The organism is Chloroflexota bacterium (assembly GCA_040902225.1).
GTDB lineage: Bacteria > Chloroflexota > Limnocylindria > QHBO01 > QHBO01 > CF-167.
The window spans coordinates 338225-359020 of sequence record JBBDXT010000002.1; the positions used below are offsets into that span (position 1 = coordinate 338225).

The 20796-nt window shown below is 68.8% G+C and carries 21 protein-coding genes; 12 read left to right on the plus strand and 9 right to left on the minus strand.

Annotated elements, in window-relative coordinates; all coding sequences use genetic code 11:
* The first annotated feature begins 5 nt into the window (after positions 1 to 5).
* The 7 genes from WEB29_01820 (at position 6) to WEB29_01850 (ending at position 6899) form a co-directional block, all read left to right on the plus strand.
* Positions 6 to 1391, plus strand: coding sequence for a pyridoxal-dependent decarboxylase (locus WEB29_01820; GenBank protein ID MEX2135685.1), 1386 nt, complete (start codon positions 6 to 8; stop codon positions 1389 to 1391).
* Positions 1392 to 1832: 441 nt separating this feature from the next.
* Positions 1833 to 3164, plus strand: a complete 1332-nt coding sequence (locus tag WEB29_01825) for an aminotransferase class III-fold pyridoxal phosphate-dependent enzyme (protein MEX2135686.1) — start codon at positions 1833 to 1835, stop codon at positions 3162 to 3164.
* The gene (locus WEB29_01830; GenBank protein ID MEX2135687.1) at positions 3148 to 4032 is read left to right on the plus strand and encodes an ABC transporter permease; all 885 of its coding nucleotides are present in this window, start codon (positions 3148 to 3150) and stop codon (positions 4030 to 4032) included. The genes WEB29_01825 and WEB29_01830 overlap by 17 nt, the downstream gene beginning before the upstream one ends.
* Positions 4033 to 4112: 80 nt before the next feature.
* Positions 4113 to 4880 (plus strand): ABC transporter ATP-binding protein, encoded by a 768-nt coding sequence (locus WEB29_01835; protein ID MEX2135688.1) that lies wholly within the window; start codon positions 4113 to 4115, stop codon positions 4878 to 4880.
* Entirely contained in the window at positions 4877 to 5674 is a 798-nt protein-coding gene (locus WEB29_01840; GenBank protein ID MEX2135689.1) for an ABC transporter permease, read from the plus strand. Before WEB29_01835 ends, WEB29_01840 begins: the two co-directional genes overlap by 4 nt.
* A 97-nt stretch (positions 5675 to 5771) precedes the next feature.
* Complete coding sequence (locus WEB29_01845) at positions 5772 to 6401, plus strand: ABC transporter substrate-binding protein (GenBank protein ID MEX2135690.1); 630 nt, start codon at positions 5772 to 5774, stop codon at positions 6399 to 6401.
* A gap of 78 nt (positions 6402 to 6479) precedes the next feature.
* Positions 6480 to 6899, plus strand: a complete 420-nt coding sequence (locus WEB29_01850; protein MEX2135691.1) for a hypothetical protein — start codon at positions 6480 to 6482, stop codon at positions 6897 to 6899.
* 92 nt (positions 6900 to 6991) lie between these two features.
* Here the strand turns inward: WEB29_01850 and WEB29_01855 are convergent, their stop codons facing one another.
* The 7 genes from WEB29_01855 to WEB29_01885 form a co-directional block, all read right to left on the minus strand.
* The gene (locus WEB29_01855; protein MEX2135692.1) at positions 6992 to 8263 is read right to left on the minus strand and encodes an ArsB/NhaD family transporter; all 1272 of its coding nucleotides are present in this window, start codon (positions 8261 to 8263) and stop codon (positions 6992 to 6994) included.
* Positions 8260 to 8802: a CBS domain-containing protein gene (locus tag WEB29_01860; protein ID MEX2135693.1), complete on the minus strand. Its 543-nt coding sequence runs from the start codon at positions 8800 to 8802 to the stop codon at positions 8260 to 8262. Before WEB29_01860 ends, WEB29_01855 begins: the two co-directional genes overlap by 4 nt.
* Positions 8803 to 8911: 109 nt before the next feature.
* Positions 8912 to 9580 (minus strand): HAD family hydrolase, encoded by a 669-nt coding sequence (locus WEB29_01865; protein ID MEX2135694.1) that lies wholly within the window; start codon positions 9578 to 9580, stop codon positions 8912 to 8914.
* Positions 9577 to 10050, minus strand: coding sequence for a hypothetical protein (locus tag WEB29_01870; GenBank protein MEX2135695.1), 474 nt, complete (start codon positions 10048 to 10050; stop codon positions 9577 to 9579). The genes WEB29_01865 and WEB29_01870 overlap by 4 nt, the downstream gene beginning before the upstream one ends.
* A 48-nt stretch (positions 10051 to 10098) precedes the next feature.
* On the minus strand, positions 10099 to 11511 hold the full coding sequence (locus tag WEB29_01875) for an NAD(P)(+) transhydrogenase (Re/Si-specific) subunit beta (protein ID MEX2135696.1): 1413 nt from the start codon (positions 11509 to 11511) through the stop codon (positions 10099 to 10101).
* Positions 11508 to 11828, minus strand: coding sequence for an NAD(P) transhydrogenase subunit alpha (locus WEB29_01880; GenBank protein MEX2135697.1), 321 nt, complete (start codon positions 11826 to 11828; stop codon positions 11508 to 11510). The genes WEB29_01875 and WEB29_01880 overlap by 4 nt, the downstream gene beginning before the upstream one ends.
* Complete coding sequence (locus WEB29_01885) at positions 11825 to 13018, minus strand: Re/Si-specific NAD(P)(+) transhydrogenase subunit alpha (GenBank protein ID MEX2135698.1); 1194 nt, start codon at positions 13016 to 13018, stop codon at positions 11825 to 11827. The genes WEB29_01880 and WEB29_01885 overlap by 4 nt, the downstream gene beginning before the upstream one ends.
* A 148-nt stretch (positions 13019 to 13166) precedes the next feature.
* Here WEB29_01885 and WEB29_01890 point away from each other — a divergent pair, with 148 nt between their 5' ends.
* Positions 13167 to 14102, plus strand: coding sequence for an ABC transporter ATP-binding protein (locus tag WEB29_01890; GenBank protein ID MEX2135699.1), 936 nt, complete (start codon positions 13167 to 13169; stop codon positions 14100 to 14102).
* Positions 14099 to 14902 carry an ABC transporter permease subunit gene (locus tag WEB29_01895; GenBank protein MEX2135700.1) on the plus strand — a complete coding sequence of 268 codons (804 nt, stop codon included), beginning with the start codon at positions 14099 to 14101 and terminating at the stop codon, positions 14900 to 14902. Before WEB29_01890 ends, WEB29_01895 begins: the two co-directional genes overlap by 4 nt.
* Positions 14903 to 14910: 8 nt before the next feature.
* Here the strand turns inward: WEB29_01895 and WEB29_01900 are convergent, their stop codons facing one another.
* A complete protein-coding gene (locus WEB29_01900; protein MEX2135701.1) occupies positions 14911 to 17526 on the minus strand; it encodes an adenylate/guanylate cyclase domain-containing protein in 2616 nt (871 codons plus the stop codon).
* 78 nt (positions 17527 to 17604) lie between these two features.
* Between WEB29_01900 and WEB29_01905 the strand changes: the two genes are divergently transcribed.
* The 3 genes from WEB29_01905 to WEB29_01915 are packed head-to-tail and all read left to right on the plus strand — an operon-like array spanning position 17605 to position 20149.
* Complete coding sequence (locus WEB29_01905) at positions 17605 to 18537, plus strand: DMT family transporter (protein ID MEX2135702.1); 933 nt, start codon at positions 17605 to 17607, stop codon at positions 18535 to 18537.
* A 17-nt stretch (positions 18538 to 18554) separates the two neighbouring features.
* Entirely contained in the window at positions 18555 to 19736 is a 1182-nt protein-coding gene (hutI, locus tag WEB29_01910) for an imidazolonepropionase (GenBank protein MEX2135703.1), read from the plus strand.
* Positions 19737 to 19786: 50 nt separating this feature from the next.
* Positions 19787 to 20149 (plus strand): DsrE family protein, encoded by a 363-nt coding sequence (locus tag WEB29_01915; protein MEX2135704.1) that lies wholly within the window; start codon positions 19787 to 19789, stop codon positions 20147 to 20149.
* 31 nt (positions 20150 to 20180) lie between these two features.
* Here the strand turns inward: WEB29_01915 and WEB29_01920 are convergent, their stop codons facing one another.
* Positions 20181 to 20720, minus strand: coding sequence for a DUF4395 family protein (locus WEB29_01920; GenBank protein ID MEX2135705.1), 540 nt, complete (start codon positions 20718 to 20720; stop codon positions 20181 to 20183).
* Positions 20721 to 20796: the final 76 nt, after the last annotated feature.

The window sequence follows — 20796 nt, forward strand, 5'->3', positions numbered from 1 at the left end:
CTGCGATGGACGCGCGGGAGCGGGCGATGCGCCGGGCGTCCGAGCTCGGGATCGCGTTCCTGTCCGGGCTGACCGAGCGCCACGTCGGCGCCCAGACCGACGCCGCCAGCCTTGCGGCCGAGCTCGGCGGTCCGCTCCCCGATGCCGGTGAGGATCCGGTGACCGTGATCGAGGAGATGGCTCGGATCCTGGACCCGGGACTCGTCGCCTCGGCTGGACCGCGCTATTTCGGGTTCGTGGTCGGTGGAGCCCTGCCGGCCGCGACCGGCGCCGACTGGCTGGCGGGGGCCTGGAACCAGAACGCGGTCCTCCACGCACTGTCGCCGGCCGCAGCTGCCGCCGAGCTGGTGGCGGGATCCTGGATGCTCGATCTGCTCGGCCTCCCCGCCGACGCGGGGGTCGGCTTCCCGACCGGCGCCGGCCTCGGCAACGCGGTCGGTCTCGCGGCCGCCCGGCATGCCGTCCTGACCAGGGCGGGTTGGGACATCGAGGCGCGCGGCCTGTATGGGGCGCCGGAGATTCGGGTCGTGATCGGCGGCGACGCACACTCGACGGTGTTGACCGCGCTGCAGTACCTGGGATTCGGGCGCGAGCGGGTGGTTCGCGTTCCCGCCGACGACCAGGGCCGGATGCGGGCCGAGCTGCTGCCCGAGGCGCTCGACCAGAGCGTGCCCACCATCGTCTGCATCCAGGCCGGCAATGTGAACTCCGGCGCCTTCGACCCTGCCGACGCGGTCGCGGACGCCGTCGCCGGCCACCCCAATGCGTGGATCCACGTCGACGGTGCCTTCGGGCTGTGGGCCAGCGTCAGCCCCTCGCTCAGCCACCTGGTCGCCGGCGTCGCGCGGGCCGACTCCTGGGCCACCGACGCCCACAAGTGGCTGAACGTCGGCTACGACTGCGGCTTCGTGGCGGTTCGCGACCCGGCCGCGCAGCGCGCCGCAATGTCGGCCAGGGCCCCGTACCTGATGCAGGGCCACGACCAGCGCGATGGGTGGGAATTCGTTCTCGACTCCTCGCGCCGCGCGCGTGGCTTCACCGTGTACGCCGCGCTTCGCTCGCTTGGGCGCAACGGCGTGCGCGAGATGATCGAGCGCTGCTGTCGCCTCGCCCAACGCATGGCCTCGCGCCTCGCCGCAGCCGATGGCGTCGAGATCCTCAACGAGGTCGTGCTGAACCAGGTCCTGGTCCGCTTCGACGCGCCTGACGGCGGAGACGGCGACGATTTCACCCGCGAAGTGATGACTCGCGTCCAGGATGGCGGCGAGGCATGGATGGGAGGCACCACCTGGCAGGGGCGGGCCGCCATCCGCATCAGCGTGAGCAACTGGTCGACCACAGAGGCCGATATCGACCGCACCGCCGACGCGATCCTGCGCGCAGCGCGCTAACCCTCCCCCTCGACGACCGATGACGGTCGGAATCGGAACCACGCCCATAGAGGCGGCTTGATAAGGCTGACTCATGCTCGTGCACCGATCGAGGTTCATCGGTGACGCAGTATCAACGCGGGTCATCAAACGGCACCGATGGGACGGTTCTCGTGCACGACGATAACCCTGGCTTATGGACGGGCGGCTCCGAAGGCAGGGCCATGCACCACACGCATAGAAACGCACCGATGCGCGGCTTCCGGTGGCGTGTCATTCGCCAGCGGAGTGGGACGACACGGGAAGGGAGCTTCCTGCGCGATTTCATGCGCTGAGCGAATACGCGGGGGACGACAGGGGAACGGAAAGACCCGGAGGCATGACGCCGGGGAGTGGGCTTTCCCGCGTGTGGTCTAATCGCCTTCCCACACGATCAGCGCACCCGCTGCGCCCGAGGTACCGATGACCGTCACCGCGACCGGTCGGCTCACCACCGACGAGATCCTGCGTCTCAACCGCGAGTACACATTCTTCTCCTGGTCAGCCCAGGCCAAGATCAACCCGATCGTCATCGACCGGGCCGAGGGGGTCTATTTCTGGGATCCGGACGGCAAGCGCTACCTCGACTTCAACAGCCAGCTGATGAGCATCAACATCGGCCACGGCAACAAGCGCGTGGCGGACGCCATCGCCGAGCAGGCCAACAAGCTGGCATTCGCGGCGCCGCAGTTCGCGACCGAGGTGCGCGGCCGGCTGGGGCAGCTGCTGGCGGAGGTGACGCCCGGCGACCTGAAGAAGTTCTTCTTCACGCTGGGTGGGGCGGAGGCGAACGAGAATGCGCTGCGCATGGCGCGCACGGTGACCGGGCGCCAGAAGGTGATGGCCTACCACCGCTCCTACCACGGCGCGACCGCCGGGGCGATCAGCGCAACTGGCGACCCGCGGCGCTGGGCAAACGAGCCCGGCGTGCCGGGGATCATTCGCGTCCTCGACCCGTGGCGCTGGGCGCGCGGCGAGCCGGAGCCGGTCGAGCAGCATCTTGCCTACATCGAAGAGGTGATGCAATACGAGGGGCCGCACACCATCGCCGCCTTCATCATGGAGACGGTCGCCGGCACCAACGGCATCCTCATCCCTCCCGTCGGCTACCTCGAGGGGATCCGCGAGCTGTGCACGAAGCACGGCATCGTGATGATCTGCGACGAGGTGATGGCCGGCTTCGGCCGCACCGGGCGCTGGTTCGCGGTGGACCACTGGGGCGTGGTGCCGGACCTGATGACGATGGCCAAGGGGCTGACCAGCTCCTATCTCCCGCTCGGTGCGGTGGCGATGGGTCCCAGGATCGCCGACTACTTCAACGAGAAGGTCTACTTCGGCGGGCTGACTTATTCGTCCCATCCGATCAGCTGCGCTGCGGCCATCGCGGCGGTCAGCGTGCTGCGCGACGAGGACATGGTCGGCAACGCCGCGCGGCTCGACCCGGTGCTGAAGGAGCTGCTGGCCGGCCTCCAGGAGCGGCATCCAAGCGTCGGCACCGTGCGCAGCATCGGCCTGTTCGGGGTCTTCGAGCTGGTTCGCTCACGAGACACCATGGAGCCGATGGCCTCGTTCAACGGCTCATCGCCGGAGATGACCGCGCTCGAGGCACAGCTCCGAGCCGACGGCCTGTACACGATGCTGCATTGGAACCAGGTCTTCACCAACCCGCCGCTGTGCATCACCGAGGAGCAGCTGCGCGAGGGGTTCGCGGTCATCGATCGGGCCCTCGATGCGACCGATGCGGCGATCGCCTGAGCCGGCCGCGCCACGTCGCTCACGGCTCGGCAGGATTGGGATCTACCTGCTCTTCCTGGTCGCCGTCTTCCTCGTCTGGGAGGGGCTCAAGTTCATCGGCGGCGATCCCTGGCGTTACTTCGGATTGGAGTGGCGCCCTCCGCTGAAGATCACCACGGTCAATGACCAGAGCCTGCCGCACCTCTGGGACATTGTCGACACCATGGCAGGACCGTATCGGCGTAACGCGGATCAGTCGCTGTTCGTGTATCTCATCCTCAAGGCCCTGTACACGTGGCGTGAGGCGGCGATCGGCTTCGGCCTTGGAGGCCTCCTGGGCGTCAGCCTGGCCGCCGCCTTTGTGCACTCGCAGCTGCTCGAGCGTGCGTTCGTGCCCTACGTCGTCGCCAGCCAGACGATCCCGATCGTGGCGCTGGCGCCGATGATCGTCTTCTTCTTTGGCAACAACGTGATGAGCGTGGTGATCATCGCCACTTATCTCACCTTCTTCCCGGTGACGATCGCCATGATCCGGGGGTTGCGTTCACCCGACCCGCGAGCGCTGGAGCTGATGCGGTCGTACGCGGCATCGCGCCGCTCAATCCTCTGGAAGCTCCGCTTGCCGGCGTCGCTGCCATTCCTGTTCACCGCCCTTAAGATCACGGCCACGGCGAGCATCGTCGGGGCGATCATCGGAGAAGGACCGGGGGCGATCCAGAACGGCCTTGGCTGGTCGATCATCGAGTTCAACCAGCAGTACGTCACCAACCCGGCGAAGCTCTGGAGCGCCATCTTCGTGGCCTCCCTGCTCGGCATCACCTTCTACGCCCTGGTCCGCCTGGTCGAGCTGCGCGTGCTGCGCGGCCGGCCGGAGGCGTCCGCGGGATGACCATGGACTCGGCCGCCGATCCGACAGTCGTCCGTCTGGCGGGGCTGGAAAAGACCTTCGCGCTGCCGAGCGGCGAGACGATGACGGCCGTCACTGGGATTGACCTCGAGCTGCGGCGTGGCGAATTCGTGTCGCTCATCGGCCCCTCTGGCTGCGGCAAGTCGACCCTGCTGCGGCTGATTGGAGACCTGACGCAACCTTCCGGCGGCGTGGTGACGGTCAATGGCAAGCCGGCGCATCAGGCCCGCATCGACCGCGACTACGGGATGGTCTTCCAGGCGCCCGTCCTGTTCGAGTGGCGCACCGTCGAGGAGAACGTCCGGCTGCCGCTCGAGCTGACCACCCAGGATCGCGCGGCCCGCGACGCCAGGGTGCGCGAGATGCTCGCGCTGGTCGAGCTGACCGATTTCGCGCGGCACCATCCCTACCAGCTTTCGGGCGGGATGCAGCAACGCGTGGCGATCGCGAGGGCGCTCACCTTCTCGCCGTCGATCCTCCTGATGGACGAGCCGTTCGGCGCGCTCGACGAGATGACCCGCGAACGGATGAACTCCGAGGTGCTGCGGATCTGGGAGCAGACCGGCATCACCGTCGTCTTCGTCACGCACTCGATCCCCGAGGCCGTCTTCCTGTCAAGCCGGGTGGTGGTGATGAGCGCGCGGCCGGGGCGCATCACGCGGGTTGTCGAGATCGACCTGCCCCGCCCGCGCGGGGTCGAGACGCGTGAGAGCCGCCGCTACTTCGAAATGGTGACCGAGGTGCGCGAGGCGCTGCGCGGCGGGGAGGAGCGACGCGACGGAGCAATCGCCTCGCTCGAACGGGCCGAGGCGGAGGGGCTGATCGGGTGAGGAAGGCCCGGGCTCGGCTTGTCCGCTACCTGCCGGCGATCATCGTCGGAGTAGGGGGAATTGCCATCTGGGAGGCGGTGATTCGAGCATTAGAGATCCGTGCCTTCATCCTGCCGGCCCCCTCCTCGATCGTAAATGCCCTGTTCGAGAACTGGCAGGCCGGCTACCAGATCTTTCCGGCCGCCCAGGTCACCCTGCAGGAGGCGGGCGGCGGCCTGATCGCCGGCGCGCTGCTGGGCCTCGCGGTGGCCTTCGTGGTGGCGCGGTTTCCAAGCGCCCGCGACATCGTGCTGCCAATCGGTATCGCGGTGAACGCCATCCCGATCGTGGCCTTTGCGCCAATCGCAAACAACTGGTTCGGGTCGCAGAGCCCCTACTCCAAGATGGCCATCTCGGCCGCCCTGGTCTTCTTCCCGATCATGATCAACGTGCTGCGTGGACTGACCCAGGTCGATGCATCGGCCCTGGAGCTGATGCGCTCGTACGCGGCTCGTGACATGGCGGTACTGCGCAAGGTCCGCATCCCGAATGCGCTCCCCTTCTTCCTGACCGGCCTGAAGATCGGCACCACCCTGAGCCTGATCGGGGCGGTCGTCGGCGAGTACTTCGGCGGCCTGAACGTCGCTCTCGGCCGCGTCGTGGTCGAGAGCGCGAGCACGCTCGCCTTCGAGGTCACCTGGGCCGCCATCCTGGTCGTGTCGGTGACCGGGATCGTGATGTACCTCGTGGTCGCCGGGGCCGAGCGGTTCCTGATCCCCTGGCATCCTTCGGTGCGTGGCGAACGCGTGGCGTGACCGGCTAGGGCTGGCCAGCGACTGGTGCCGCCCCTAAAATCAGCCTATTGCCGAAGGTGGCCCGCCCCCGGGCCGACGAATTGATCGAGGAGTGGAGATGAGGGTTCCCAGAATCGGGCTGGCGATCGGCGTCAGCGTCATGTTCGTGCTCGCCGCGTGCCAGGCTGGGCCGGGCGCGAGTGTCGAACTCACCACGGTGCGCCTGCAGCTGCAGTGGTTCCCGCAGGCCCAGTTCGCCGGCTACTACGCGGCGCAGGAGCTCGGTTACTACGAGGATGAGGGCCTCGATGTCGAGATCGTCCCCGGCAGCGCCGAGATCGCTCCGCAGGTCGTCGGATCGGCGTCGGACGGACCGGAATTCACGCTCGCCTGGGTGCCGAAGGTGCTCCAGGCGCGCGAGAGCGAGGCAGGCTCCGACCTTGTGAATATCGCCCAGGTCTTCCAGCGTGCCGGGACGCTCTCGGTCTCCTGGAAGGACAGTGGCATTACCTCCCCGGCTGACTTCGCCGGCAAGAAGGTGGGAGCCTGGGGCTTCGGCAATGAGCTCGAGGTGATCGCCTCCGCCCGGAAGGAAGGCCTGGAGCCGGGGGTCGACTTCACCCAGGTGACCCAGGGCTTCAGCATGGCCGAGCTGCTCGCCGCCTATGACGGTTGCGCGGAGGCCGATACCGACTGCGTCGACGTTGCCGAAGCGATGATCTACAACGAGTACGCCCAGCTCCTCTAAACGATCAACCCGGTCACGGGCGAGCTGTACACGGAAGACGACATCAACGTCATCGACTACAACGAGGTCGGGACGGCGATGCTGCAGGACGCCGTCTGGGCGCGCGCCGCGTGGCTCGCCGAGGGCGACAACGAGGACGTCGCCACCAAGTTCCTGCGGGCATCGTTTAAGGGCTGGATCTACTGCCGTGATAACGCCGCGGCATGCGAGCAGTTCGTGGTCGACAACGGCAGCACGCTCGGCGCCGGCCACCAGAAGTGGATGATGAACGAGATCAACGCGCTGATCTGGCCGTCGCCTGACGGGATCGGCATCCTGAGCGCTGATGCCTGGGCGCAGACCGTGGACACGGCGCTCGAGGCCGACATCATCGCGGCCGAGCCGCCCGACGAAGCGTTCCGCACCGATCTCGCCGAGGCTGCCCTCGACGGGCTCGAGGAAGCGACCGGCGACGACTTCGAGAAGGCTGTCGTGGAGGTCACCGAGGGAGGCGAGTAGCCCCAACCGTTCCCTGGTTCACGCTCAGGAGGCCCCTCGTCCGCGAGGGGCCTCCTGCATGTTCCAGGCTGCCCTGGCGCGCGGGCGACGCCCTACAGCAGGTAGCGCAGCCAGATGTAGGCGGTCGAGATCAGGATGCTGCCGAGGGTGACCGGCACCGCATACTTCATGAAGGTCCAGAAGCCGATGGGATGGCCCTCGCGCTCGGACATGCTGGCCAGGATCACGTTTGCGGATGCCCCGATGATGGTCAGGTTGCCCCCCATGTCGGCACCGGCCGCCAGCGCCCACCACAGCGCCTGCGACCCACCGTGCGGCTCCGACATCTGCTCCACGACGGGGAGCATCGTGGCGGTGTACGGGATGTTGTCGACCACTCCCGACAGGACCGCCGAGAGCCACAGGATGACGATCGCGCCACCGGCCAGCGCGCCGCCGGTCAGATCGGTCAGCGCGGTGGCGATGGCCTCGATCATGCCGATCTCGATCACGCCGGCGATGAGCATGAAGAGGCCGATGAAGAAGAAGAGGGTCGGCCACTCGACCTCCCGCAGCACCTCGTGCGGGTTCTCCCTGGCCACCACCATCAGCGCCACCGCGCCCGTCAGCGCCACCGTGGCCGGCTCGTACCCCAGCGGTCCGTGGAGCACGAAGCCGAGCATGGTCAGGCCGAGCACGACGAGCGAGCTCCGCAGCAGCGTCGGGTCGGTGATCATCTGGCGCTCGTCCAGAGCCAGGAGCGCGTCGCGCATCTCCGGGTCGACGACGAGCTGACCGCGGAAGAGCCACCGCGCAGCCACCAGGAATACGACGAGCACGATGCCCGCCAGCGGCCCCATGTTCAGGAAGAAGGTGGCGAAGTCGATGTTCGCCGCGCTGGCGATGAGGATGTTCGGCGGGTCGCCGATGAGGGTCGCGGTCCCGCCGATGTTGCTGGCGAGGATCTCGGCAATGATCAGGGGCATCGGGTTGAGCCCAAGTCGAGCGGCGAGGAAGAGCGTGATCGGCCCGACCAGGACAACGGTCGTCACGTTGTCGAGGAGAGCGGACGCCACCGCGGTGATGACACTCATCACCACCAGCACCCGATAGGCATCGCCCCCCGCGAAGCGCGCCGCGCGCACCGCCATCCAGCCGAAGACGCCGGTCTTCCGGATGATCCCGGCCAGGATCATCATCCCGGCGAGCAGGAAGATGACGTTGAAGTCGATGTGCTCGAACGCCTGCTCCTGGGTGACGATCCCGAGCAGGATCATCGCCACGCCACCGGCCATGGCGGCAATCGTCTTGTGGACCCGCTCGGTGGCGATCAGGACATACGTGCCCAGGAAGACGGCAAGGCCGAGGACGACAGTGGCGGTCATTCCCCGTCGGTGCCCGTGTCGGCGTCCGCGCTCGGATGGAGGAGGGGCTCTCGCCCGCTGGCACGCACCCAGACCAGGAGCAGCTCGAGCTGGTCGAGGTAGCTCACGACCCTGCCCTTCTCGTCGACAATCGGCAGGCCGTTGAGGCGGGCGTGGTGCATCGTCTCGAACGCGTCCCGCACGGTCGCGTCACGGCGCACGGAGGTGGGCCGCAGCATGATGTCACCGGCGGTTCGCGCCCCGAGGTGGCGGGCGTACTCCATCACGTCGTCCATATCGGTGATGACGCCCAGGAACTCCTCCGGCACGATCTTCAGGAAGATGTCGTTCACGAGCAGCCGCACGGGCACCAGGCCGACGAGCAGGCCGGACTCATCGACAACCGAAAGGACCCGACACCCGGGCCGCTCGACCGCCATCTTGGCGAGTCGGTGCAGGCTGTCGCCGAGATTGACGAGAATCGGATCCGTGCCTCGCAGCAGCCGATCGACCTCGCCGATGGACGTCGCCTGGGTGACGGCTTCCGGGGTCAGGTCCATGTTCTTCTCCGAAAACAGAAGAGACCGCGCGGCGATGCGCAGTCTCCACCTCAGGTCCGGCGATACGGGCCCGGCCTCGGCCCTGGCTCCCGAAGGAGGTCCGGTGAGTCTAGTCGCTCTCCTCCGCCTCGGGCAAGCCGGACCAGGCATCGTCGATCCGGTCTGCCAGCTCGGTCAGCGAGGAGACCATCAGCGCGGGGTGCACCCCTTCCGGCAGGCGCTCGATGAAGCCCCACGGTCCGCGCCGGATCCAGACCGCGCGCATCCCGGCCACGACCGCCGGCAGCACGTCATTGTCGACCCGGTCCCCGACGTAGGCGACCGATGACGCCCTGGGCGAGCCGAGCAGCTCGAGGGCGCGCTCGAAGAACTCCTGGGACGGCTTGGCGACCCCCATCTCCGCCGACATGGCGATCACCTCGGCCTCGACACCGATCCGGCGCAGCTCCTCGTCTCGGCTCGCGGGCTGGTTGCCGATCACGGCCACCCGATACCCGCGGCCGCGGAGCGCATCCATGGCGGGGATGGCATCGGGGTAGAGGTCGTCGACCTGGAAGCCGCCGTAGATCGCCTCGTGCTCGGGCCAGGCGGTGCGCCAATCGGCGACGTTGAAGAGCTCGAACACGTCGCGATGCTCGCCGCCGCGGGCCAGCACCGCCCCGAAGCCCGCCAGGAAGGTGAGCCGTGGAATGCCGAGCATGTCCGCCCAGATCGACCAGACCCGCGTCTCATCGATGATCGTCTCCCCGACATCGAGGACCACCCAGCGATCGATCATCTCGCCATCAGCTCCCGCGTTCGTTCGATCACGGCCACGACCTCACGCTCCGGAAGGTCCGGGTGATCCCTGCTCGTGATCATGGTCGCCCCGCTCGGCAGCCTGCGCTCCTCCAGCGGACCGTTGATCAGGGCCGTGCTGAGCACACCCTCCGGCTGGTTGGGCGCGAGGTGCACGTGCAGGTGCGGGATGCCGTCGCCGAAGACGTATGCGTAGACGATCGCCGCACCACTCGCCTCCCGCAAGACGGCACTCGCGTGGGCGATGGCCGGACCGAAGGTCGCCGCCTCGGGACCGTCCAGGTCGGCGAGAAAGGGAATGTGCCGCAGCGGCTCCAGGTAGCCGAATCCGAGCGTCGGTCCGTGTCGGGACATGGTGAGGCGCCAGAGGTCGTCGCGCCAGACCTCCACCCGGTCAAGCTGCGGGTCCCCCGCCGGGCCGGCGCAGATCGCGCAATCCGAGGCAGTCATCGGTGTGGTTGTACCACCGAGAGTGATATCCGCCAGACGACCAAAGGGCTAGGCTGCCTTGACTCCGCTGACCAGCGCCTCAACGCTCTTCTTGGCATCACCAAACAGCATGGTCGTCTTGGGGTCGGCGTAGAGCGGGTTGTCGATTCCCGCGAAGCCGGCGGCCATCGAGCGCTTCAGCACGATCACGTGCTCGGCCTGGTCAACATTGAGGATCGGCATGCCGTAGATCGGCGAGGAGGTATCGGTCCTGGCAGCGGGGTTGGTGACGTCATTGGCGCCGATGACGAGCGCCACTGACGCGTTCGGGAAGTCGTCGTTGATCTCGTCCATCTCCTTGAGGCGGTCGTAGGGCACGTTCGCCTCGGCCAGCAGCACGTTCATGTGCCCCGGCATGCGGCCGGCGACCGGGTGGATCGCGAACTCGACGTCCACGCCCTTCTCAATCAGCAGGTCCATCAGCTCGCGCACGGCCTGCTGCGCCTGCGCCACGGCCATCCCGTAGCCGGGCACGATGATCACCTTCTTGCCGTAGGCCATCAGCACCGCGGCGTCATCGGCGCTGATCTCGCGCACGTCCTGGTCACCGCCGGCGCCCGCCGTGACCGCCCCGGCGGTCCCGAAGGCGCCGAACAGAACGTTGAAGATGGACCGATTCATGGCCCGGCACATCAGCTGGGTCAGGATCGTGCCGGACGCGCCGACCAGCGTGCCGGCCACGAGCAGCGCGTAGTTGTTCAGCACGAAACCGGTGGCCGCCACGGCGATCCCGGTGTAGGCGTTGAGCAGGCTGACCACGACCGGCATGTCGGCTCCGCCGATCGGCATCACGGCGGCGACGCCCAGCACCAGCGCCAGCGCCACGAAGAGCAGGAAGAGAGGCACGCTGTTGGTGACCAGGGTCAAGACGACGCCAAGCACCAGGATCCCGGCCAGCAGCGCGCCGGTGACGATCTTGTCGCCGGGGTAGGTGACCGGGAGCCCGGAGACGATCCCCTGCAGCTTGCCGAAGGCGATGACCGAACCGGTAAGGGAAACGGCGCCGATGACGGCGCCGAGCAGGGTGGCCACCATGAAGGTCACCGGCAGCAGGGGCCCGGAGTCGCCCGCATCGCGCAGGAATTCGGCCGCGGCCACCAGCGCCGCCGCGCCGCCGCCCGCGCCGTTGAAGATGGCGACCATCTGGGGCATGGCGGTCATCGGCACCCGGCGAGCCCCCACCCCACCGACCAGCGCGCCGACCGGGATGCCCACGGCCAGGATCCAGACGGTCGACAGCCCGCCGTCGCGGAGCAGGAATTCGGTGATGAAGACCCAGCCGACCACGATCGCCATGCCGGTCGCCGCCAGGCGGTTGCCCCGTCGCGCCGAGACAGGCGAGGAGAGGAACTTGAGGCCCAGGATGAAGCTGACCGAGCCGACCAGGTAGACGAAGAAGGTGACGACCTCGAGTGTGGTCATGGCTTGGCGTCCGGGCGGCGCTTGAACATCTCGAGCATCCGGTCGGTGACGACAAAGCCGCCGACCACGTTGATCGTGCCCAGGATCACGCCGAGCAGGGCCAGCACGATCCGCAGTGGACCCTCCGCCGAGGCGGCGACCAGCATCGCCCCGACCACGATCACGCCATGGACCGCGTTGGCCCCCGACATGAGCGGGGTGTGCAGCATGGTCGGCACCTTGCTCACCACCTCGTAGCCAACGAAGGCGGCCAGCACGAAGACGAAGAGGGCCTGGAGCAGCGCTTCGGTGGCGAGGGTCTGGACGGCCTCGTTCACACCGAGTCTCCGGCCGGAGCCGATGCAGCCGGCGCCGGATCGGCCACCTCGATCCCCAGCGCCTTGGCGGTCGCCTCATTGACCACCTTGCCGCCGTGGGTGATGGTCGCGCCGCGGGTGATCTCATCGGTGAAGTCGAGGGCGATGGCGCCGTCCTTGATCAGGTGCTTGAGGAGGGTCTGCATGTTCTTGGCGTACATGGCGGTGGCGCTGCCGGGCATGGTGGCCGGCAGGTTGGTGAGGCCGATGATGGTCACGCCGTGCTTCACCACTTCCTTGCCGGCCTCGGTTCCCTCGACGTTGCCGCCCGCCTCGGCGGCCATGTCGACGATGACGCTGCCGGGCTTCATGGAGGCGACCATCGCATCGGTGACCAGGCGCGGGGCGGGGCGCCCGGGGATGAGGGCGGTGGTGATCACGAAGTCCGCCTCCTTCACCCGCTCGGCGATCAGCGCGGCCTGGCGGGCCTTGTAGTCGTCGCTCATCTCGCGGGCGTAGCCACCGGCGGTCTGGGCGTTCGCCTTCTCCTCCTCGATCATCTCGACCTCGATGAAGATCCCTCCCAGGCTCTCGACCTGCTCCTTGACGACCGGCCGCACGTCGGTCGCCTCGACCACCGCGCCAAGCCGCCGCGCGGTGCCGATCGCCATCAGCCCCGCCACGCCGGCGCCCATCACGATCCCGCGCGCCGGTCGGACGGTACCCGCTGCGGTGGTGAGCAGCGGCATGAATTTCGGCAGCCGCTCGGCGGCAATCAGGACCGCCTTGTAGCCGCCCACGGTCGCCTGGCTGGAGAGAGTGTCCATGCTCTGGGCGCGGGAGATCCGAGGGATGGAATCCATGCTGATGGCCGTCACGCCGGTCTCGGCCAGGCGGCGTGCCAGCTCGGGATTGGCGAGGGTCCCCAGCGTCCCGATCAGGATCGCGCCGGACCGCAGCATGCCGGTCTCTTCGTCCGAGGGCCGACCAACACGCACCACCACGTCGGCGTCGCCGTAGAGGGCGGCCGCATCCGGGACGATGGTGGCTCCAGCCTCGCGGAAGGCCTCATCGCTGATGAACGATGCGTCGCCCGCGCCCGACTGCACGACCACCGCTACGCCGTCCTCGAGCAGGGCGGCGATGGCCTGCGGCGTCAGCGCGACGCGCGTCTCGCCGGGCGCGGTCTCGCGGGGGACAGCGATCTTCATTGGGCAGTTCCTGGCGTTCCAACGGGTGACACCGACGAACCGCCGCAGCGGTCGACGCGTGGCGGTTCGGGAGGCAGAGTGTAGCACCGGGTCCAGCGCGGCCACCCAACCCCCCGCGGCTGCCCGGCATCGGTGTAGATTGCCCTCCATGGACGCCGAGCCGATGGGCACGCCGCAGGCGGTCATCGCCACCGATGCGCTGACCAAGCATTACGGCAACGTGGAGGCGCTCGTCGACCTGACCCTCGACATCCGCCCCGGCGAGATCTTCGGCTTCCTGGGGCCGAACGGCGCGGGCAAGTCGACCCTGATCCGGACCTTGCTCGGCTTCCTGCATCCGACCCGGGGGTCCGCGACCGTGCTGGGACTCGACATCATGGCCGACTCGGTCGAGATCCGGCGGCGGACCGGCTACCTCCCCGGCGGCATCGCCCTCTACGACTCGCTGAGCGGAGCCGATGCGCTCGAGTACCTGGCCGACCTCCAGGGCCAGGGCTCGGCGATGCAAGCTGAGCTGTGCGAACGGCTGCAGATGCCGGCATCGGTCCTGCGCAGGCGGGTGCGGGACTACTCGCGCGGGATGCGGCAGAAGATCGGCGTGATCCAGGCCCTGCAGCACGACCCGGAGCTGGCGATCCTGGACGAGCCGACCGAGGGGCTCGACCCGCTCATGCAGCACGCCTTCTACGCGCTGATGGACGACCAGCGACGGAAGGGCCGCAGCATCTTCTTCTCGAGCCACGTCCTGTCGGAGGTGGAGCGCATCTGCGACCGCGTCGCGATCATCCGCTCGGGTCACCTGATGGCGCTTCAGAACGTCGACGACCTGCTGGCACGGCGCAAGAAGAAGGTGGAGCTGCGCTGGCGGGGCGTCGCGCCAGACCTGGCCGGCATTCCCGGCCTGGCTGACATCGAGGTGGTGGGCGATCGCATGCGGGCCACCCTGCAGGGCGACGTCTCGGGCTTCGTGCGCGCCATCGCCTCCCCTTCGCTGGAGGACCTGACCATCGAGCCGGCGCGGCTGGAGGAGGCGTTCCTGGAGTACTACGCTGGCGACGACGCCAGCGAGGAGCGACGCGGTTGAACCTCCGCCTCTTCTTCCAGACATTGCGCTGGAACCGGGTTCGGCTGGCGGCGGTGGTGGTCGCGTCCGTCGGCTGGGGGATGCTGATCCCCATCATCTACGTCCAGTTCGCCGAAGCCTTCAAGGACCTCGCGAATTCAGGTGTGTTCCCCGAGGAGCTCATGAATTTCGGCTCCGGCAGCCTCTTCACGCTGCCGGGAGCACTGACCCTGGGGCTGCAGCATCCTCTGGCCATCGCCTTCGTCGGCATCTTCGCCGTCGGCTCGACCGTGAGTGCCATCGCCGGCGAGCGCGAGGGCGGCACGCTGGAGGTGCTCCTGTCGCGACCGATCTCACGCCGAACGCTGTACGTGACGCTGGCGGTGGCTTCGGCCACCCTCGTGGGGATCGTGATGCTGGCGCTGTTGGGCGGCCAGCTCATCGGCGTCGCGATCCAGGGAGTGACCGACGAGCTCGATCTGGGTCTGATGCCGCTGGTCTTCCTCAACGGCGTCATGCTCTGGGCGGCCTTCGCCGCGTTCGGCCTGGCGGCCTCGGTCACCTTCGACCGGCACGCGCCGGCGCTGGGGCTGACGATGGCCTACCTCCTGGTCAACTACTTCCTGGAGATCCTGGGCTCGCTCTGGCGCGACGTGGCCTGGTCGCAGCAATACTCGCTCTTCCACCACTTCAATCCCGGCAACATCCTGACCGGCAACACCGACTGGCTGGACTTCGTGATCCTGGCCGTCGCGATCGTCATCCCGGTCGCCTATGCGCTGATCATCTTCCCTCGCCGAGACCTCGCCGCCCCCGCCTGAGGCTCGGCCTATCCGCGGCCCAGGGCGAGTTCGGTGGCCTGCTCGACCGTGAGCCGTTGGCCTTCCATGAAGGCTGCAGCCAGCGAGGGAGCGTCGGTCAATGTCTCCGGGTAGAAGCCCGCGAACTCGCGGTTCATCTTGGCCAGGCCAGTGCCGGCGCTCGCCTCCGTGGCCGCCGCGTACCCCGCCAGCCTGACGGCGCGCTTCACGTCGCCCTCGATCCAGTACAACGCCGCGAAGGCGTCGAAGACGAGCGCGTATCCGGACTTGTCCTCGCTCTCGGTAAAGAGCGGGAGGGCCTCCTCGAGCAACCGCCGCATGGCCGCCTGGTCAAGGGTCAGGTTGTAGAGGGCCATCATGTAGAGCGTCCAGCCGGTCATGAACCGATCTTCGATGCGCCGGAAGACCTCCAGCGCCTCCCGAGCCAACTCGATGCCGCCTGCGAAATCGCCGAAGAAGTAAAACGAGTTGGCCAAACCCCAGAGGGAGCGACCGATCCCCGCGTCGTCCCCCACCCGACGATAGATCTCAACCGCCTCCTGTGCCAGGGTGTGCGCGCGCACCTGGTCATCGTGCTCCATGCCCGCGGAGCTGGCCAGGTTGTAGATGGCGTTGGCGATGCGAGCCTCGTCATTCGAGGCCCGTGCGATCTCGAGTGCCCCCTCGTACCAGGCCCGGGCGGGCGCCAGGTCGCCCTGCCAGTAGGCGATCCCACCCGCAGCCTCGAGTGCTGCGCCTCGCGCGTCGGGTTGATCGGTACTGCCGGGGAGCGCGAGCACACGCTCGGCATGCTCCCGCGCTTCGGCGAGGTAGCCGCGCATCTGCCAGAACCGCCAGCAGGCCGCGAAGATGCGCATCGCCATCTCGGCCTGATCGCGGGCGATCGCGCGAGAAAGCGCGGCGCGGATGTTGTCGTGCTCGCGCTCGTATCGGTCCAGGATCGCCTTCTTGTCCGGTCCGAAGACCGATGCCCCCGCCGCCTCGACCAGGGCCAGGATCCAGGCGGCGTGCCGGTCCGCGAGACCGTCGGCCTCGGCGCGCTCGGCGAGCTTCTCCATCGCGAACTCGCGGATCGTGCCCAGCATCCGGAAGCGCGGCTCACCGTCCGGCTCGCTCTCCTGGCGCACCAGGCTCTTGTCGACCAGCGATGCGATCGCGTCGAGGGGGTCCGCCCCGTCATCGGCGTCGAATACGACCTGCTCGATGGCATCCAGCGTGGCTCCCCCCGCGAAGACCGCGAAGCGGGCGAACAGGCGCTGGTCTGCCTCCTCGAGCAGGTCGTGGCTCCAGGCGATCGCGCCGCGCAGCGTCTGCTGGCGTTCCGGAAGATCGCGGGAGCCGCCGGAGAGGAGCTTCAGCCGGTCCCCCAGCCGTTCCATGATCGCCTGCGGGCTGAGGACGCGGACCCGGGCGGCGGCCAGCTCGATCGCCAGCGGCAATCCGTCAAGGCGCACGCAGATCTCCGCCACAGCCGGCGCGTTGGCGCCGGTTACCGCGAAACCGGGCCGCACCGCCATGGCGCGCTCGACGAAGAGCGCCACCGACTCGTACGTCGAGAACTGCTCCAGGTCGGGAAGGTGCTGCGGATCCGGGACGCCGAGGGGCGGAACCGGGTACTCGCGCTCACCATAGACCCGCAACGGGCTGCGGCTGGTGACCAGCACCGAGATCCTGGTGGCCCGCACCAGCAGCTCGGCGATCTGCGGGGCGGCGTCGCTGACCTGCTCGAAGTTGTCGAGCACCAGCAGCATGCACTTGTCGCCGATGTGCTCCGCCAGGCGGTCGAGCGGCTGGGTCCCCGGGTCGACCAGCCCCAGCGCCTGCGCGATGGTGGGGAGCACCAGGTCGGACTGGCTGATGGTGCCCAGCGGCACGAAATAGACGCCGTCCGCGAATCGATCGGTGGCGTCGGCCGCGATCTGCAGCGAGAGGCGGGTCTTTCCCGTCCCACCCGGGCCGGTCAGCGTGAGCAGGCGACCATCGATCAGCAGCTGCCGGCCCTCGGCGATCTCGCGCTGGCGCCCAAGGAACGAGGTCAGCTGCATCGGCAGGTTATTTGGAACCGCGTTCAGGGTGAGCAGCGGCGGGAAGTCGCCGGCTGCTCCCTCGATGACCAGGTCCCAGATGCGCTCGGGTCGTGACAGGTCCTTGAGCCGATGCTCCCCCATCTCGCGCAGCGAGACGCCATCGGGCAAGCTCCCCTCCACCAGTGCTCGAGTGGTGGCCGAGAGGAGCACCTGGCCGCCGTGCCCCGCGTTGGCAATCCGCGCCGCGCGATGCACGTCGAGCCCCACGTAGGAGCCGCCGCTCAGCACGCCCTCGCCGGTGTGCAGCCCCATCCGGCTGCGGACCTGGCCGCCGACCGGCCACGCCTCTGCGCCCAGGCCGCGCTGTACCGCCACCGCCGCCGCAACCGCCTGCGGTGCGCTGGTGAAGACCACGAAGAAGGAGTCACCCTCCGTCCCGATCTCGACGCCGTGCTGCTCCGCCCACGCCGCTCGCGCGATCTGGCGATGCCGCTCCAGGAGGGGCGGCCACTCCTCGCCCAGGTCCTGGGCGAGGCGGGTCGAACCCTCGATGTCGGTGAACAGGAACGTGACGGTTCCGGTCGGACTCTCGGTCACCCGGCAAGTGTCGTCGGCCGATCAGCGGACGGCAAGCCATATGCGAACGGCCTGACCGCTCGGCTACCCTGCGCAGCGATGATCGTCTCCGTCTTCGGCGCCCTTGCCGATCGACCCGTGATGACGGCGGGGCTCGGAGCGATGGCGATCGCGTTCTCCGGCATCCTGGTACGGCTCGCGGACGTCGAGCCCGCGACAGCGGCAATCTTCCGCTGTGCGTATGCCCTGCCCGCGCTGGGCCTGATCGCGTACCTCGAGCGACGAGCCTACGGCCCGCGGCCCGCCGCACAGGTGCGCCTGGCGATGCTGGCCGGCGTCTTCCTGGCGCTGGACCTCGTCATCTGGCACCACACCATCGGCCTGGTGGGCGCCGGCCTGGCGACGGTGCTCGGCAACACCCAGGTGGTGATCGTGGCGGTGCTGGCCTGGTGGATCCTGGGCGAGCGTCCGCCGAGGCGCACGCTGCTGGCATTGCCGGTGGTGCTGATCGGCGTGGTCCTCATCTCCGGCGTGGTCGGCACGGGGGCCTACGGCACGAATCCTGGGCTCGGCGTCATCCTGGGCCTGGTGGTCGGACTGGCGTATGCCGCCTTCCTGCTCGTGCTGCGACGCGGCAATGCCGATCTGCAGCGCCCCGCCGGGCCGCTCTTCGAGGCGACCCTGATCGCTGCCTTCGCCTCGCTGGCAATCGGGCTGCCGCTGCGGGAGGTGAACCTGGTCCCGAGCTGGCCGGCGCACGGGTGGCTGCTGCTCCTGGCGCTCACGTCGCAGGTCGTGGGCTGGCTGATCATCAGCGTCTCGCTGCCACGGCTCCCGGCGGCGCTGACCAGCGTCATCCTGACCCTCCAGCCGGTCGGCTCGGTGATGCTTGCGATGCTCCTGCTGGGCGAGGCGCCGTCGCTGATCCAGCTGCTCGGCGCCGGCACGATCCTGATCGGCCTCGTGCTTGCCACCCTTCGCTTCCGGGGTGAGCCCCGGCGCCAGCCGATCGCCGAGCCGGAGATCGGCTAGGGGCTATGGTTGGGCCGATGCCTGGCGATTCGTTCCTGCTCACCGGGCGCGGCCGACTCCTCAGGCCTGAGCCGTACGACGGAGTCCTGCCGTGGGCGATCCTCGTGCGCGGTGGCCGGATCGAGTGGATCGGCGCTCGGACCGAGGCGCCCGATGCCGGCGCCATCACCGACCTGCCGGACGCCCTCGTGACGCCGGGCCTTGTCAATGCGCACACCCACCCCGCCTTCGTGGGTGACCGGTCCGACGAGGCTGCGGCCCGGCTGGCTGGCGCTCCGTATGACGGCGGCGGGATCCTGCGCACCGTCGCTGCGACGCGAGCCGCATCGGACGAGGAGCTGCGCTCCGCGATCGAGGGACGGCTGCGCGCCGAGCTGGCGTCGGGCACCACCACCGTCGAGTGCAAGTCCGGGTACGGGCTCTCCACTTCGGAGGAGGTTCGTTGCCTGCGCCTGATCGGCGAGGCTGCCGAGTCCGTATCGGTCCACGTCGTGCGCACCTTTCTCGGAGCCCACGCCGTTCCGACGGAGGCCGGCTCCATGGACGCCCACGCCGCGGCCGTTGCCGAGGAGATGCTTCCCGCGGTGGCGGCGGCGGGAGCCGCCGAATTCTGCGACGTCTTCTGCGATCGCGGCTTCTTCTCACTCGAGGCGGCAGAACGGATCCTCACCGGTGCGGCAGGTCTTGGCTTGGGGATCCGCATCCACGCCGACCAACTCGAGCGCACCGGCGCAGCGGAGCTCGCCGTCCGGCTCGGCGCGACCAGCGCCGATCACCTCGAGCAGCTCGATGCAGCCGGCGTGGCTGCGCTCGCCGGGTCGCGCACCGTGGCGACGCTGCTCCCCGGTCCCGCACTCGTCATGCGCGGCGGCCTCCCGCCGGCACGCGCGCTCCTCGATGCCGGGGTGACCGTCGCCCTGGCGAGTGACGCCAATGCCGGCACGTTCGGCGCATGGGGGGCGATGCCCCTCGTGATCGGACTCGGGGCCACGATGCTCGGCATGACCGTGCAGGAGGCTGTCACCGCTGCGACGGCGGGAGGCGCTGCGGCCCTGGGGCTCGCCGGGCGAAAGGGTGCGCTGGAGATCGGCGCCGACGCCGACATCGTCGCGTGGGACGCCGAGCATGAAGGGGCGTTCGCCCTGAGTCTCGGGTCACTGAGGCCGATGCGAACCTGGATCGCGGGGGTGGTGGCCTGAGCCACAACCATGCAAGCATTCTTTACGTCATCACTTGGAAGGACAGAACGATGAGCCGACTCCTGGTCCACATCACGTCCGGCCCCGAGCACCCGACCCGCGCATCCCTCGGTTTCCTGGTGGCGCGAACTGCCCTGTCGAACGGGCATGAGGTGGACCTGTTCCTTGCCGGCGACGCGGTGGCTCTCCTTCGCAACTCGACAATGGACCTCGCGCAGGGGATTGGGACGGGCAGCCTGCGCGAGCATTACGAGGCGCTCGCGGCGGGCGGCGCCACGTTCTATGCCTCGGGCATGTCGAGCAAGGCACGCGAAGTCACGGTCGAGGCACTCGGCGGCAAGAGCGTCGAGTTCGCCACGCCAGATCAGCTGGTCGAGCTCGTCTTTGCGGCGGATCGCGTTCTCAGCTATTGAGCGGCTGGTCGTCCCCGGCCAGGCCTCGTCCCTAGGCGTCGTCCAAGTAGATCAGCGCCTCGCGCCGGATTCCACGACCCACCAGCCGCGCGAACAGGTCCGGAACCCACCAGCGCAGGAAGAAGAGGCGGCAACCGAGGCAGAAGCCAGTGACCGCCAGGAGCGCCTGCAGCCCGATCACGGCCAGCACCGGCAGCCAGCCCCACGGCGCCAGGCCGGCCGCCAGCAGCGCGCTCCCGAGCGCCAGGAAGGTCGCTCCCAGGGCCTGCGCGAAGCGGGGCGGGAGCTCGTGCTCCAGCTCCGACGGCCCGAGACGGAGCCAGGCGCGCACGAATGGCCACGGCCGAGCGAACAGGAACCACCGGGTCCCAAGGGCTGCGGAGAGAGCGAGCAATGAGCCGGTCACGGCGACGATCGGCCACGCGTTGAGGGCCGCCGCGAGCAGCAGCGTGATTCCGGACGTTGCCGCGCCCAGGCGCTGGGCGCGCGGGTCGATCCAGCGACCGGGCACCGGCCGTTTCGCCGGCGCCAGCGTGGCGGGAATGGTGATTGGGCGACTGAACAGGGACATCGGCTCCTCCTGGAGTACGTGGCGAATCGTCACGAGATGCGAGGGGCCGGGCGCGCGGCGCGGATGGCGCCGGACG

Coding starts and splice junctions, on each gene's coding strand:
- WEB29_01820 (MEX2135685.1), top strand. CDS start 6: ATGGACGCGCGGGAGCGGGCGATGCGCCGGGCGTCCGAGCTCGGGATC.
- WEB29_01920 (MEX2135705.1), bottom strand. CDS start 20,720: ATGTCCCTGTTCAGTCGCCCAATCACCATTCCCGCCACGCTGGCGCCG.
- WEB29_01915 (MEX2135704.1), top strand. CDS start 19,787: ATGAGCCGACTCCTGGTCCACATCACGTCCGGCCCCGAGCACCCGACC.
- WEB29_01860 (MEX2135693.1), bottom strand. CDS start 8,802: ATGGACCTGACCCCGGAAGCCGTCACCCAGGCGACGTCCATCGGCGAG.
- WEB29_01825 (MEX2135686.1), top strand. CDS start 1,833: ATGACCGTCACCGCGACCGGTCGGCTCACCACCGACGAGATCCTGCGT.
- WEB29_01870 (MEX2135695.1), bottom strand. CDS start 10,050: ATGACTGCCTCGGATTGCGCGATCTGCGCCGGCCCGGCGGGGGACCCG.
- WEB29_01905 (MEX2135702.1), top strand. CDS start 17,605: ATGATCGTCTCCGTCTTCGGCGCCCTTGCCGATCGACCCGTGATGACG.
- WEB29_01845 (MEX2135690.1), top strand. CDS start 5,772: ATGAGGGTTCCCAGAATCGGGCTGGCGATCGGCGTCAGCGTCATGTTC.
- WEB29_01855 (MEX2135692.1), bottom strand. CDS start 8,263: ATGACCGCCACTGTCGTCCTCGGCCTTGCCGTCTTCCTGGGCACGTAT.
- WEB29_01890 (MEX2135699.1), top strand. CDS start 13,167: ATGGACGCCGAGCCGATGGGCACGCCGCAGGCGGTCATCGCCACCGAT.
- WEB29_01850 (MEX2135691.1), top strand. CDS start 6,480: ATGCTGCAGGACGCCGTCTGGGCGCGCGCCGCGTGGCTCGCCGAGGGC.
- WEB29_01865 (MEX2135694.1), bottom strand. CDS start 9,580: ATGATCGATCGCTGGGTGGTCCTCGATGTCGGGGAGACGATCATCGAT.
- WEB29_01835 (MEX2135688.1), top strand. CDS start 4,113: ATGACGGCCGTCACTGGGATTGACCTCGAGCTGCGGCGTGGCGAATTC.
- hutI (MEX2135703.1), top strand. CDS start 18,555: ATGCCTGGCGATTCGTTCCTGCTCACCGGGCGCGGCCGACTCCTCAGG.
- WEB29_01885 (MEX2135698.1), bottom strand. CDS start 13,018: ATGAAGATCGCTGTCCCCCGCGAGACCGCGCCCGGCGAGACGCGCGTC.
- WEB29_01875 (MEX2135696.1), bottom strand. CDS start 11,511: ATGACCACACTCGAGGTCGTCACCTTCTTCGTCTACCTGGTCGGCTCG.
- WEB29_01830 (MEX2135687.1), top strand. CDS start 3,148: ATGCGGCGATCGCCTGAGCCGGCCGCGCCACGTCGCTCACGGCTCGGC.